Raw genomic sequence first — 12,970 nt, forward strand, 5'->3', positions numbered from 1 at the left:
CGTCGTGACCGACCGCATCAGCCATTGGATCGACGGCAAGCCGGTCGCCGGCACCGGACGCACCGGCGACGTGTACGACCCGGCTACCGGCCAGGTCAGCGCGCAGGTGGACTTCGCCGGACCGGCCGAGGTGGACCAGGCCGTGGCCGCCGCGACCGCCGCGCTGCCGGGCTGGCGGGGCACGTCGCTCGCCGGGCGCACGCGGGTGCTGTTCGCATTCCGTGAGCTGCTTCAGGCGCGTAAACACGAGCTGGCGAAGATCGTGACAAGCGAGCACGGCAAGGTCGAATCGGACGCTGCGGGCGAGGTCGCGCGCGCGATCGAGAACGTCGAATACGCGTGTGGCGCGGCGCAAATGCTCAAGGGCGGGTTCAGCGAGAACGCCTCCACCGGCGTCGATGTCTACTCGATGGCGCAGCCGCTCGGCGTGGTCGGCGTGATCTCGCCGTTCAACTTCCCCGCGATGGTGCCGCTCTGGTTCGTCCCGAACGCGCTGGCGTGCGGCAACACCGTCGTGCTCAAGCCGAGCGAGAAGGACCCGTCCGCGGCGCTGTTCATCGCGGAGCTTCTTGCCGAAGCGGGCCTGCCCTCCGGCGCGTTCAACGTGCTGCAGGGCGACAAAGTCGCGGTCGACGGACTTCTCGCGCACCCGGACGTCAAGGCGATCTCGTTCGTCGGTTCGACCCCGATCGCCCGCTACGTGTACGAAACCGGCACCAGCCACGGAAAGCGCGTCCAGGCGCTCGGCGGGGCGAAGAACCACATGGTGGTGCTGCCCGACGCCGACCTCGACCTGGCCGCGGACGCCGCCGTGTCCGCCGGTTTCGGGTCGGCGGGGGAGCGGTGCATGGCGGTTTCGGTGGTGGTCGCCGTCGAGCCGATCGCGGACGACCTGGTGGCCAAAATCGCGGACCGGATGCGGAAACTGCGCGTCGGGGACGGCCGCAAGCCGTCGTCGGAGATGGGCCCGCTGGTCACCAGGGCACACCACGAACGAGTTTCGTCCTATGTGGACACCGGAGTGGCCGAAGGCGCGGAACTCGTGATGGACGGCCGGGGTGTGGAAGCGGACGGCGCGAACGACGGATTCTGGCTCGGCCCCACGCTTTTCGACCGCGTCACGCCCAGTATGGCGGTGTACACCGACGAAATCTTCGGCCCGGTGCTGTCCGTCGCGCGAACGCCGAGCTTCGACGACGCGCTCGCCCTCGTCAACGCCAACCCGTACGGCAACGGAACCGCCGTCTTCACCGGCGACGGACGGGCGGCGCGCCGCTTCCAGAACGAGGTCGAGGTGGGCATGGTGGGCGTCAACGTGCCCATCCCGGTGCCCGTCGGGTACTACTCCTTCGGCGGCTGGAAGGACTCCCTGTTCGGCGACACGCACGCCTACGGACCGGAGGGATTCCACTTCTTCACGCGGACGAAGGTGGTCACGTCCCGGTGGCCGGACACCTCGCACGCGGGGGTGAACCTGGGGTTCCCGAAGAACTCGTGACCCGGTTTCACCACACGCCGTTCTCGCCGACGATGCTCGCCACGGTGCCGCTGCTCAGCAGGCACACCGCGAGGACCCGTTCGATCGCCAGCCGTTCGCCCCGGACCGGATTGACCTGATGGGTGCGGCCGCCCACGCGGAGCTGCCATTTCTCGACTGTTCCCGGGCCGCGCGGGGTGTGTTTGCACCCGACCGGGTAGTCGTCGGTGATCGGGCCGGTGCCGAAATCGTGCACCGGCCCGGGCACGACCGTCAGCGGCGCGCGGCAGTCGGCGAACTGCCGCCGCCCGAACCGGATCGCCAGCACGAGGACGACCGCGGTGACTGCCACCGCCCCCAGCGCGGACCCGCTGAAGCCGGACTTGGCGATCGCCACGACCGCGATCGCCACCTCGATCGCGACGAACGCCCAGACCGCCCAGAAGAACCAGCCCAGGACCGCTCCGCGCTGGCTCCGGTGCAGTCTTCCGGCGAGGTTGGCGGCGGCGACTTCGCCGGGATCGGCCTTCGCGGTCACGCCGCGACCACGTTGACCAGCAGCTTGCTGCGCGGGGCGAAGACCGCGCCGTGGGTGCGGCCGCCGAGCACCCGGCTCCGCAGATCAGGATCGAGCCGATAACTCTTGCCGTTCACGACGAGGTAGGTGAAGGGGATCCGTTCCGTGATCTCGTACAGGTACATCGGGGGCAGGACGCCGGACGGCCGGTGCTGCACGTGCCCGAAGTCGTGCGTCAAGCCCGTCACCACGTCGGCCTTGCCGCCGCGCCAGTCCGCCAGCCGCCGCCGGATCGCGCGTCCAGGATACACCGCGACGACCAGGAAGACCAGCGACATCACGAACACCGGCGCGTTCTTCGACCAGTAGGACACCAGCGGCTTGCCGAAGTAGGCGTTGAGATTGTTGGTGGCCTGGATCATGGCGGGGCTGATGCCGAACCAGATCGGGGTCAGGACCGCCAGCGCGACGAGGACGAGCAGCACCAGGACGAGCGTCCAGAAGTTGCTGTCCAGCACCATCCGCCGCTGGGACGGATGGAGTCTGCCTTCGCGGTTGGCCTGGTCCGCGGCTGCTCGCACAGCTTCCTGGGTCACTCGCCGGAGCCGCCCTTCGCCTCCTCGGCCTCCTTGGCCTCGCGTTCCTTCTCGGCGGCTTCGGAAGTCTCGGAGTACCGGTCGTACTGTTCGTTCTCCTGCCGCCGGGCCTCGGCGCCGACGCCGACAGTGTCGGCGGGGCTCCACTTCGGCACGCCGCCCTCGGCCTCTTTCCAGCCCTTCGGGCTGAGCGCGGTGCGGCCGTCCTCCGAGTAGGTCTCGCCCCACTCGTTGACCCGCTCCTTCCACTTGTCGTTCAGCGGAGCCTGCACCTTGTCCTTGACCGCTTCCTTCCAGCCGTCGGCCTTGGCCGCGGCGGATTCCGCCTTGCCCGCGTCCTTCAGCTCCCCGGCCTTCTTCTCCAGGTTCACGCCGAGGTCCACGCTCTTGCCGGTGATCTTGCCCGCCGCCTTGCCGACCTTGCGCAGCGCGTTCGCTGCCTGCTCGATCGCCGCCTTCGACTTGCCCGCGCTCTCCGCGAGCTTGTCCAGCTTCTCCACGACCTTCGCGATCCGGGTGCCGATCTTCTCCGCCAGGATCCCGCCCTCGACGACGGTGTCCGCGATGAATGCGGCGACCGTCCCGCCGAAGGTGCACCACGACGACGCGAGGGCGGCGATGCCCTTGACGATCAACTCGCCGACGAACGACGAGATCATGTCGCGGATCAGCCCGCGCTCGGTGCCGACGAGAGCGCCTGCGACATTCATCGCGGTGGACGCGCCGTTGGCCTGCCCGGCCGCATTGCGGAGTTTGTCCGCGTAGTCCTTCGCCCGGCCCTGGTACGCCTGGCCGCCTTGGCCCTGGAAGTTCGGAGCCACCTTGCCCGCGGCCTGCTCGTACTTGTCCGCGCTCTCGGCGAGCTGCTTCGCGATGTTAGACCAGGTCACGGCCTTGGCGGTGACCGCTTCCGGGCTGCCGGCCAGCTGGTCGAGGCCCTCCTTGAGGAAGCTGATGTGCTCGATCAGCCAGCCCACGCCCGCGCTGGCCAGGCTGCCGAGCGGGTCCATCGCCACGCCGAGCAGGTCGAGCCCGTCGGTGACCCCGTCGACGGCGAGGTTGCCCCAGTCGCCGTGCCGGAGGTCGGTCTGCGTCGCGGAGAGATCGTTGACGATGCCCGCGCCGGAGGTCTGGGCGTTGAGGTTGTCCAGCTCGTTCGAGGACGACCCCATGTTCGTGGTCAGGCCGCTCGGCGACTCCGGCTGGGCGACCAGCGGGTTTTCCTGCGTCTCGGTCATTCCGGCAGCTCCTTGCCGAGTCCGTTGATGTGGCCGACCGTCTGTTGCTCGTGCGTGTCGTAGTGGTCGTGCGCCTGTTGCAGCAGGTTCGCGATCTGGTCGCCTTCGCTCCCCAGGTCCTTCACGAACGAGGTCGCCACCGACATCCAGATCTGCAGCGGCATCGCGAAGACCTGGCCGACGATGCCGAACGCGTCGTCTCCGAATGTCTGCCCGGAGTCAGTGGCCTGCGCCGCGGTGTGCACGCCCGCCGCGATGTTCTCGACCTCGCTCTTGTGCTCGCGCAGCGACGGGAGGTCGACGTGCGGTCCGGTCATCAGTTCCTCCCCAAGAACGAGCCGCCGCTGTAGTAGTCGTCGTCATCGGCCGGGTCGGCCGCTGGGCGAGCGGGCCGGGACGGCGGCGCGGGCGGGGCCGCCGGCCGGGCGGGCGGTGCGGCGGAATCGTCCTGCGCGTCGAAGAATTGCGGCTGCGGCGCAGCAGGCGGGGGCGTTTCCTCCGGAACTTCCGGTTCCGGGATCTGTTCTTCGAGGAATTTCATCGCGTCGCTGTTCTCGCCGATCACCGGTGCCATGATCGCGGTCAGCTGCTCCGCCGCCTGGGCCTGGGCGCGCCGGGCGGTGGCCAGTACGGCGGCCGCGAGGGCGGCGCGCGGCATCTCGTCCGCGCGGGAGCCGAACTGGAGTTCCTGCAGCGCACCGGCGGTGTTGACGGTCGCGGTGACCGCGCCGTCCTGGCTCGTCGCGGTCGCCGACACGTGCTTCAGCTGTTCCTGTGCCGCCGCGGCCCGCTGCCGGATTTCGGCGATTTCGGGAGAAAGTGCGTTCATGTCGGCCGCTGCTTTCGGATCGAGTGGTTCATAGTCTTTCCGAGGCAGAAAACCGGGTTCCGGTTCCCCGTGCAAGCGAAGTTCCGAGTTGCCCGGTTCGTCGCTATTAAAAATTGTTTGCCCGCCGTTTACTCCGGGCTGCCCGGACCGGAGGGCGCGCCGGGCACCGCCGGGTCCGTAAACTCGTTGTGAGTAGCAGGAGGACCGCGAAGGAGGTGCCGGTGGCGAACACGGACGAGCGTCGCTTCGAGGTGCTGCGCGCGATCGTCGCCGACTATGTCTCGAACCAGGAGCCGGTCGGGTCGAAGACCATCGTCGAGCGGCACAACCTCGGCGTTTCCAGTGCCACCGTGCGCAACGACATGGCCGCCCTGGAAGAAGAGGGGTACATCGCCCAGCCGCACACCAGCGCGGGCCGGATCCCGACCGACAAGGGGTACCGGCTGTTCGTCGACCGGCTTTCGGAGATCAAGCCGCTGTCGGCCGCCGAGCGGCGCGCGATCATCAGCTTCCTCGACTCCGGCACCGACCTCGACGACGTGCTGCGCCGGTCGGTCCGGCTGCTCGCGCAGCTCACCCGCCAGGTCGCGGTGGTGCAGTACCCGATGCTCACCAACACCGTGGCGCGGCACCTCGAAGTGGTCCCGCTCACGCCCGCACGGCTCATGCTCGTGCTGATCACCGACTCCGGCCGGGTCGACCAGCGCACCGTCGACCTCGGCGACGTGGTCACCGAGGAGACCGTGCTGCGGCTGCGCACGGTGCTCAACGGCGCGCTCGCCGGCCGGCGGCTGGCCGACGCGGCGGCGAACGTGGCGGAGCTGCCCGAGGGCGCCCCGGCGGACCTGCGCGACCACCTCACCCGGATCTGCACCGCACTGGTCGAATCGCTGGTCGAGCACCCGGAAGAGCGGATCGTGCTCGGCGGCACCGGCAACCTCACCCGCAACGTCGCGGACTTCCCCGGATCGCTGCGCCAGGTGCTCGAAGCGCTCGAGGAACAGGTGGTGGTGCTGAAGCTGCTCGCCGCCGCCCGCAACCCCGGTGCGGTCACCGTGCTCATCGGTGAGGAAAATGAGGACGAGCAGATGCGCAGCACCTCGGTCGTGTCCATCGGCTACGGCCGGGACGACATGCTGCTCGGGGGAATGGGCGTCGTCGGGCCGACCAGGATGGACTACCCCGGCACGATCGCGGCGGTCCGTGCGGTCGCCAACTACGTGGGGCAGATCCTGTCCGGCCGCTGACCGGCGGCGAGGGCGGAACACGAAGGAGAAGGCAGAGCAACGTGGCGAGGGACTACTACGGGATCCTCGGGGTGGCCAAGAACGCGAGCGATCAGGAGATCAAGCGCGCGTACCGCAAGCTGGCCCGTGAGCTGCACCCCGACGTGAACCCGTCGGAGGACGCCCAGCACCGCTTCGGCGAGGTGACCACCGCGTACGAGGTGCTCTCCGACCCGCAGAAGCGCAAGATCGTCGACCTCGGCGGCGACCCGATGGACGGGGGCGGCCGCGGCGGCGGGGGCGGCGACCCGTTCGCGGGCTTCGGCGGGCTCGGCGACATCATGGACGCGTTCTTCGGCGCAGCAGGCGGAGGCGGCGGACGGGGCCGCGGGCCGCGCAGCCGCGTGCAGCCCGGCTCCGACGCGCTGATCCGGCTCGGCCTCACCCTTGAGGAGTGCGCGACCGGCGTCGACCGCGAGATCACCGTCGACACCGCGATCGTCTGCGACCTGTGCCGCGGCGCGGGCACCGCCGAGGGCACGAGCACCAAGACCTGCGACACCTGCGGCGGGGCCGGCGAGGTCCAGTCCGTGCAGCGGTCGTTCCTCGGCCAGGTCGTCACGGCCCGTCCGTGCCCGGTGTGCCGCGGCTTCGGCGAGGTCATCCCCGACCCGTGCCGCCAGTGCGGCGGCGACGGCCGGATCCGGTCGCGGCGCGGCGTCACCGCGAAGATCCCGCCCGGCGTCGGCGACGGCATGCGGATCCGGCTGTCCGGCCAGGGCGAGGTCGGCCCCGGCGGCGGCCCGGCGGGCGACCTCTACGTCGAGATCGACGAGGCCCCGCACGAGGTGTTCGTCCGCGAGGGCAACGACCTGCACTGCAACTTCCGCATCCCGATGACCACCGCGGCGCTCGGCGCGACGGTCCCGATCGCCACGCTGGTCGACGGCGACTACGAACTCGACATCGAGCCGGGCACCCAGCCCAGCACCGAACTGGTGCTCACCGGCAAGGGCATGCCGCGGCTGCGCTCGTCCGGCCGCGTCGACGGCCGCGGCGACCTGCACGTGCACATCGACGTCGTGGTGCCCACCAAGCTCGACGAGGCCCAGCGCGACCTGCTCGTCGACCTGGCCCAGCAGCGCGGCGAAGAAGTCCCGACGCTCGCCGCCAACGGCAGCAAGCACGGCGGCCTGTTCTCCAAGCTCCGCGCGAAGAACCGCTGACTGTGCCGGAAACCACACTGCCGGTCTTCCTCGCCCCGGCGGTGCCCGCCGAAGGACGGGCGCTGCTCGACGGCGAGGAAGCCCGGCACGCGGCCACCGTGCGCCGGCTGCGCGTGGGGGAGCAGCTCGTGCTCTCCGACGGCGCCGGCGCGATGGCCCGCTGCGCCGTGGACGCCGTCGAAGCGGGCCGGGCGGCCTCGGTCACGCTCACCGTTCTCGAACGCTGGCAAGAAGAACCGCCCGCGCTGCGCGTTCACGTCGCCCAGGCGCTCGCCAAGGGCGACCGCGGGGAGCTGGCGGTCGAACTGGCCACCGAAGCCGGCGCGGACGCGATCGTGCCCTGGCGCGCCGCCCGCAGCGTCGCCCGCTGGGACGACGGACCCCGCGGCGAGAAAGCCCTCGCCCGCTGGCGCGCCACCGCCCGCTCGGCCGCGAAACAAGCCCGCCGCGCCCACGTGCCCGCCGTCGCCGAACCAGCCGGCACCCGCGAACTCGCGCAGCTGGCCGCCACGATGTCCGCGACCCTCGTCCTCGAATCCGGCGTCACCAGCACACTCACCGACCTCGACCTCCCCGGCGGCGGCGACCTCCTCCTCGTCGTCGGCCCCGAAGGCGGCATCACCGACGACGAACTCGCGATCCTCGAAGAAGCCGGAGCCACCACCGTCCGCCTCGGCCCGACCGTCCTGCGCACCTCCACGGCAGCCGCCGTCGCGCTGGGCGCGCTAGGCGTCCTCACCGGCCGCTGGCACTGACCGGCACCCGCAGAACCCGGCAGAACCCCCTAAACATCCGCACCAGGTGATGGCGCGCCGCACCCCCGCCAGCTACTCTGCTCCGCAGGCGTGCGAACACGAGGGTTTCGGCCCGCCCGCAGGCGGGCATTACCCTTGAGTACGCGAACCCATACCCCGCCGGGCACCTCCCCCCTCGGTCCGGCGGAGCCGCGGCGGCGGTGGAGCGACCCCCAGGCTCCACCGCGCCGCGGCGTCTTCGCATCGCTGGCGCGATTCTCGCCGCCGCTGGTTTCGCTATTGCTCCCGGGGGCCGAGCCCCCGGACCCCCGCGGTGCGGTGGTTGCGTGTCGTGCGGTGGTTGCGTGTCGTGCGGTGGTGCGTGGTGCGTTTCGTGTGGGTGCTTCGCTTTGTAGGGTGTTGGGATGAGCGATGCGGGTGCGGCGGAGACGTTGTTCGAGCGGATTATCGCTGGGGAGATTCCGGCGGAGGTGGTGTATCAGGACGACGCCACATTCGCGTTCCGGGACATCAATCCGCAGGCGCGGGTGCACGTGCTCGTGGTGCCTCGGAAGAGGTACCGGAACGTGGGGGAGTTGGCGGAGGCGGACCCGGAGTTGCTCTCCCGGGTGTTGGTGACGGCGCGGAAGGTGGCGGAGATCGAGGAGATCTCCGAGAGCGGGTATCGGGTGGTTTTCAACACTGATGCCGACGCTGGGCAGACGGTGTTTCATGTGCACGCCCATGTGCTCGGCGGCGAGCAGCTGGGGTTGTTCGGGAAGCCGCAGGCCGGGGCGCGCTGAAACCGGGCTGCGAGTGAGTGTCGGGGACAAGTAGCATCTATGGGGTCCCTGTACGTTGACTTGCGAAGTGCGCAGAAAGCAGGACCGAGGCCACGTGGCCGGAACTGAGACGGGTGGAGCCGCCCGACCTGACACTGGGGAATCGGCCGAGGCGCAGGTTCGGTTTCCCATCCCGGAGGCGGCTCAGCTGAGCCTGCTGGGGTCCCGGGACGAGAATTTGCGGGTGGCCGAAGAGCTGCTGGCCGCGGACGTGCACGTGCGCGGCACCGAGGTCACGTTGACCGGTGCCGCGGCTGATGTGGCGTTCGCGGAGCGGGTCTTCACCGAGCTGGTGCAGCTCGCCGGCGGCGGGCAGCAGGTCGGGCCCGACACGGTGCGGCGGACGGTGGGGATGCTGTCCAGCGGGGACGCGTCGCCCGCGGAGGTGCTGAGTCTCAACATCGTGTCGCGGCGCGGGAAGACCATCCGGCCCAAGACGCTGAACCAGAAGCGGTACGTGGACGCGATCGACAAGCACACGATCGTTTTCGGCATCGGGCCCGCCGGCACGGGCAAGACGTACCTCGCGATGGCGAAGGCCGTGCAGGCGTTGCAGGCCAAGCAGGTTACCCGGATCGTGCTGACCCGCCCGGCGGTCGAGGCGGGCGAGCGGCTCGGGTACCTGCCGGGGACCCTGAACGAGAAGATCGACCCGTATCTGCGTCCGCTCTACGACGCACTCCACGACATGGTCGAACCGGAGTCGATTCCGCGGCTCATGCAGGCGGGCACGATCGAAATCGCACCGCTGGCCTATATGCGGGGCAGAACCCTGAACGACGCCTTCATCATCCTCGACGAGGCGCAGAACACCACGCCCGAGCAGATGAAGATGTTCCTCACCCGCCTCGGGTTCGGGGCCAAGATCGTCGTCACCGGCGACATCACCCAGATCGACCTCCCCGGCGGGCAGCGCAGCGGGCTCCGCGTCGTGCGCGACATCCTCGGCGGCGTCGAGGACCTGCACTTCGCCGAGCTGACCAGCCAGGACGTCGTCCGGCACAAACTGGTCGGCGACATCGTCGACGCGTACGAGAAGTGGCAGGCCGTGCAGGACGCGCAAGAGCGGCAGACCGGCGGCTGGAAGGGCGCCCGCCGATGAGCATCGAGATCGCCAACGAATCCGGCGTCGACGTCGACGAGGCGTCCATCGTCTCCGCGGCGCGCTACACCCTCGAGAAAATGGAGGTCAGCCCGCTCGCCGAGCTGTCCATCCTGTGCGTCACTCTTGAGGTGATGGAAGACCTCCACGAACGGTGGATGGACCTGCCCGGGCCCACCGACGTCATGGCCTTCCCGATGGACGAACTCGACTCCTCGCGCCGCCCCGACGCGCCCGACTCGTCCCCGGCGCTGCTCGGCGACATCGTGCTCTGCCCGGCTTTCGCGAAAGACCAGGCGAAAACCGCGGGCCACCGGCTGATCGACGAACTGCACCTGCTCACCGTCCACGGCTGCCTCCACCTGCTCGGCTACGACCACGCCGAACCCGCCGAGGAACGCGAGATGTTCGGGCTGCAGAAGCGGATCCTCGGCGAGTTCCAGGCCGCGGTCGCCGCGCACCAGGCCCGCGACGCGCAACGCGACGTCGACGACCGCGTGCTCGGCATCGCCGGCCTCGACACGCCGCAGTCCGGGGAAACGCCCTAGGCTCCGATCATGGGAAACCCCCCGGCACAGGTCGTCATCGCGGTGACACTGGTGCTGCTCGCGGGCGTGTTCGCCGCCGCGGACGCCGCGGTCGGCACAGTGTCGCAAGCCAGAGTCGACGGCCTCGTCCGCACCGGCCGCGTCGGAGCCCGCCAGCTCGCCGCGGTCGTCGCCGAACGCCGCAGGCACATCAACCTGCTGCTCCTGCTGCGGCTGGCCTGCGAACTCACCGCCACGGTGCTGGTCACCGTGGCCTTCGTCGCCTGGTTCGACCGGCTGTGGCTGGCGATCCTGGTGTCCGCGGTCGTCATGGTCGTGGTCAGCTACGTCCTCATCGGCGTCGGCCCGCGCACCATCGGCCGCCAGCACCCGTACCGCGTCGGCACGATCGTCGCCGGACCGGTCCGCGCCCTCGGCACGGTCCTCGGCCCGCTGTCGCGGCTGCTGATCGTGCTCGGCAACGCGATCACCCCCGGCCGCGGCTTCCGCGAAGGCCCGTTCACCTCCGAAGTCGAACTGCGCGAGCTGGTCGACCTCGCCCAGGAACGCGGCGTCGTCGAGGACTCCGAACGCGAGATGATCCACTCGGTGTTCGAACTCGGCGACACCGTCGCCCGCGAGGTCATGGTGCCGCGCACCGAAATCGTGTGGATCGAACGCACCAAAACCGTGCGCCAGGCCCTCGCGCTCGCGCTGCGCACCGGCTTCACCCGCGTCCCGGTGATCGACGATTCGGTCGACGACATCGTCGGCGTGGTCAACATCAAAGACCTCATGCCCGAGTACATGGGCCCGGACGGGCCGAGCACGGTCGTCGACGCGGTGATGAACCCGGCGAGCTTCGTGCCCGACTCCAAACGGCTCGACGAGCTGCTCAAGGAAATGCAGCGCACGCACAACCACATGGCGATCGCGGTGGACGAGTACGGCGGCACCGCCGGCCTGCTCACCATCGAGGACATCCTCGAGGAGATCGTCGGCGAGATCACCGACGAATCCGACGCCGACGAACGCCCCGAGGTCGAGGAACTCGAGGACGGTTCGGTCCGCGTGTCGTCCCGGCTGGGCGTCGACGACCTCGGCGAACTGTTCGGCATCGACCTCGAAGACCACGACGTGGAGACCGTGGGCGGGCTGCTCGCCGAGCGACTGGGTAGGGTCCCGCTGCCGGGGGCCGAAGCCGAGGTCGCCGGACTTCGGCTGTTCGCCGAAGGGGGCAAGGACCGCCGCGGCCGGATGCGCATCACCTCAGTGGTCGTCCGGCCGTCGTCGGCGCGCCCGCGCACCCGCCCGCCCCAGCCCGAAGAGCACGACAGGAGAGTCGAACATGCCTGACCTCGACGCCGAGGACCAGAAGCTGGTCACGCTGGCCCGTTCGGCCCGCGCCCGCACCGGCGCGGACGAAGGCGCCGCGGTCCGCGACACCGACGGCCGCACCTACGCCGCGACCACCGTCGACCAGCCGTCGTTCCAGCTCACCGCACTGCAAGCGGCCGTCGCCGCCGCCCTGTCCAGCGGTGCCGAAGGGCTCGAAGCCGCCGCCGTGGTCACCGCCGACGCGCTGGTCGCCGAGGCGTCCGTGCACGCGGTCCGCGACGTCGCGAAGCTGGCGCCGATCGTCCGGGCCGACCCGTCCGGCACCGTGGTCGAGGTGCAACGCCCGTGACCGAACCGCACCGTTCCGGTTTCGCCTGCTTCGTCGGCCGCCCCAACGCCGGAAAATCGACGCTCACGAACGCGCTCGTCGGCACGAAGGTCGCGATCACCTCCAGCAAACCGCAGACCACCCGGCACGCGATCCGCGGCATCGTGCACCGCGACGACGCGCAGCTGGTGATCATCGACACCCCGGGCCTGCATCGCCCGCGCACGCTGCTCGGCCAGCGGCTCAACGACATCGTGCACGAGACCTGGTCCGAAGTGGACGTCGTCGGGTTCTGCGTGCCCGCCAACGAGAAAGTCGGCCCCGGCGACCGGTTCATCGCCGCCGAGCTGGCGAAGATCGCCCGGCGCACCCCGGTGCTCGGCATCGTCACCAAGACCGACCTCGTGAAGCCGGAGCAGGTCGCCGAGCAGCTGCTCGCGCTGCAAGAGGTGATGGAGTTCGCCGACCTCGTGCCGGTGTCGGCCGTCGACGGTTTCCAGGTGCAGACCGTCGCCGACCTGCTGGTGCGGCGGTTGCCCGAGGGACCGCAGCTGTACCCGGGCGGCGAGCTCACCGACGAGCCCGAGCAGACCCTCGTCGCCGAGCTGATCCGCGAAGCCGCGCTCGAAGGCGTCCGCGACGAACTGCCGCACTCCATCGCGGTGACCGTCGAGGAAATGCTCCCGCGCGAGGACCGCGACGACCTCATCGACATCCACGCGCTGCTGTACGTGGAACGCCCCAGCCAGAAGGGGATCATCCTCGGGCACAAGGGCGAACGGCTGCGCGAGGTCGGCGCGACCGCGCGCAAGCACATCGAACGGCTGCTGGGCACGAAGGTGTATCTCGACCTGCACATCAAGGTGGCCAAGGATTGGCAGCGGGACCCGAAGCAGCTGCGCAGGCTGGGTTTCTGACCGGTTGTGATCCCGCCCGGCGGCGCGGGCAGGTAGCGTCGACCCGAACCGCATCCGATTTGCCCAGGGGGAC

15 protein-coding genes are annotated in these 12,970 nt (G+C 70.1%); 10 read left to right on the forward strand and 5 right to left on the reverse strand.

Annotated features, from left to right (window positions below):
* Nucleotides 1–4: 4 nt before the first annotated feature.
* Nucleotides 5–1,498: a CoA-acylating methylmalonate-semialdehyde dehydrogenase gene (locus BM362_RS14515; RefSeq protein ID WP_093573828.1), complete on the forward strand. Its 1,494-nt coding sequence runs from the start codon at nt 5–7 to the stop codon at nt 1,496–1,498.
* Nucleotides 1,499–1,505: 7 nt separating this feature from the next.
* Here the strand turns inward: BM362_RS14515 and BM362_RS14520 are convergent, their stop codons facing one another.
* The 5 genes from BM362_RS14520 to BM362_RS14540 are packed head-to-tail and all read right to left on the reverse strand — an operon-like array spanning nt 1,506 to nt 4,657.
* Nucleotides 1,506–2,015 (reverse strand): hypothetical protein, encoded by a 510-nt coding sequence (locus BM362_RS14520; protein WP_093573478.1) that lies wholly within the window; start codon nt 2,013–2,015, stop codon nt 1,506–1,508.
* The gene (locus BM362_RS14525) at nt 2,012–2,590 is read right to left on the reverse strand and encodes a hypothetical protein (RefSeq protein WP_067586345.1); all 579 of its coding nucleotides are present in this window, start codon (nt 2,588–2,590) and stop codon (nt 2,012–2,014) included. The genes BM362_RS14520 and BM362_RS14525 overlap by 4 nt, the downstream gene beginning before the upstream one ends.
* Complete coding sequence (locus tag BM362_RS14530; protein WP_067586348.1) at nt 2,587–3,828, reverse strand: hypothetical protein; 1,242 nt, start codon at nt 3,826–3,828, stop codon at nt 2,587–2,589. Before BM362_RS14530 ends, BM362_RS14525 begins: the two co-directional genes overlap by 4 nt.
* Entirely contained in the window at nt 3,825–4,145 is a 321-nt protein-coding gene (locus BM362_RS14535) for a type VII secretion target (protein WP_067586351.1), read from the reverse strand. The genes BM362_RS14530 and BM362_RS14535 overlap by 4 nt, the downstream gene beginning before the upstream one ends.
* Nucleotides 4,145–4,657: a YbaB/EbfC family nucleoid-associated protein gene (locus tag BM362_RS14540; protein ID WP_093573829.1), complete on the reverse strand. Its 513-nt coding sequence runs from the start codon at nt 4,655–4,657 to the stop codon at nt 4,145–4,147. The genes BM362_RS14535 and BM362_RS14540 overlap by 1 nt, the downstream gene beginning before the upstream one ends.
* A 221-nt stretch (nt 4,658–4,878) precedes the next feature.
* Here BM362_RS14540 and hrcA point away from each other — a divergent pair, with 221 nt between their 5' ends.
* From hrcA to era, 9 genes are all read left to right on the forward strand, one after another.
* Nucleotides 4,879–5,904, forward strand: a complete 1,026-nt coding sequence (gene hrcA / locus BM362_RS14545; RefSeq protein ID WP_067586354.1) for a heat-inducible transcriptional repressor HrcA — start codon at nt 4,879–4,881, stop codon at nt 5,902–5,904.
* 41 nt (nt 5,905–5,945) lie between these two features.
* The gene (dnaJ, locus tag BM362_RS14550; protein WP_067586356.1) at nt 5,946–7,109 is read left to right on the forward strand and encodes a molecular chaperone DnaJ; all 1,164 of its coding nucleotides are present in this window, start codon (nt 5,946–5,948) and stop codon (nt 7,107–7,109) included.
* Between the two features lie 2 nt (nt 7,110–7,111).
* The gene (locus tag BM362_RS14555) at nt 7,112–7,864 is read left to right on the forward strand and encodes a 16S rRNA (uracil(1498)-N(3))-methyltransferase (protein WP_067586359.1); all 753 of its coding nucleotides are present in this window, start codon (nt 7,112–7,114) and stop codon (nt 7,862–7,864) included.
* A 404-nt stretch (nt 7,865–8,268) separates the two neighbouring features.
* Nucleotides 8,269–8,646: a histidine triad nucleotide-binding protein gene (locus BM362_RS14560; protein ID WP_067586362.1), complete on the forward strand. Its 378-nt coding sequence runs from the start codon at nt 8,269–8,271 to the stop codon at nt 8,644–8,646.
* 94 nt (nt 8,647–8,740) lie between these two features.
* Nucleotides 8,741–9,787, forward strand: a complete 1,047-nt coding sequence (locus tag BM362_RS14565) for a PhoH family protein (protein WP_067586365.1) — start codon at nt 8,741–8,743, stop codon at nt 9,785–9,787.
* On the forward strand, nt 9,784–10,335 hold the full coding sequence (ybeY, locus tag BM362_RS14570; RefSeq protein ID WP_067586368.1) for an rRNA maturation RNase YbeY: 552 nt from the start codon (nt 9,784–9,786) through the stop codon (nt 10,333–10,335). Before BM362_RS14565 ends, ybeY begins: the two co-directional genes overlap by 4 nt.
* Nucleotides 10,336–10,344: 9 nt before the next feature.
* On the forward strand, nt 10,345–11,670 hold the full coding sequence (locus tag BM362_RS14575; protein ID WP_067586371.1) for a hemolysin family protein: 1,326 nt from the start codon (nt 10,345–10,347) through the stop codon (nt 11,668–11,670).
* Nucleotides 11,663–12,001, forward strand: coding sequence for a cytidine deaminase (locus BM362_RS14580; RefSeq protein ID WP_067586374.1), 339 nt, complete (start codon nt 11,663–11,665; stop codon nt 11,999–12,001). Before BM362_RS14575 ends, BM362_RS14580 begins: the two co-directional genes overlap by 8 nt.
* Nucleotides 11,998–12,897, forward strand: a complete 900-nt coding sequence (era, locus tag BM362_RS14585) for a GTPase Era (protein ID WP_093573479.1) — start codon at nt 11,998–12,000, stop codon at nt 12,895–12,897. The genes BM362_RS14580 and era overlap by 4 nt, the downstream gene beginning before the upstream one ends.
* Nucleotides 12,898–12,970 lie beyond the last annotated feature (73 nt).

The sequence above is a fragment of the Amycolatopsis rubida genome (assembly GCF_900115345.1).
In the GTDB taxonomy this organism is placed as follows: domain Bacteria; phylum Actinomycetota; class Actinomycetes; order Mycobacteriales; family Pseudonocardiaceae; genus Amycolatopsis; species Amycolatopsis rubida.

Excerpts from the sequence above, each read along its gene's own strand:
- BM362_RS14530 (WP_067586348.1), bottom strand. The coding sequence starts at position 3,828 with ATGACCGAGACGCAGGAAAACCCGCTGGTCGCCCAGCCGGAGTCGCCG.
- BM362_RS14560 (WP_067586362.1), top strand. The coding sequence starts at position 8,269 with ATGAGCGATGCGGGTGCGGCGGAGACGTTGTTCGAGCGGATTATCGCT.
- BM362_RS14575 (WP_067586371.1), top strand. The coding sequence starts at position 10,345 with ATGGGAAACCCCCCGGCACAGGTCGTCATCGCGGTGACACTGGTGCTG.
- ybeY (WP_067586368.1), top strand. The coding sequence starts at position 9,784 with ATGAGCATCGAGATCGCCAACGAATCCGGCGTCGACGTCGACGAGGCG.
- BM362_RS14580 (WP_067586374.1), top strand. The coding sequence starts at position 11,663 with ATGCCTGACCTCGACGCCGAGGACCAGAAGCTGGTCACGCTGGCCCGT.
- BM362_RS14535 (WP_067586351.1), bottom strand. The coding sequence starts at position 4,145 with ATGACCGGACCGCACGTCGACCTCCCGTCGCTGCGCGAGCACAAGAGC.
- BM362_RS14540 (WP_093573829.1), bottom strand. The coding sequence starts at position 4,657 with ATGAACGCACTTTCTCCCGAAATCGCCGAAATCCGGCAGCGGGCCGCG.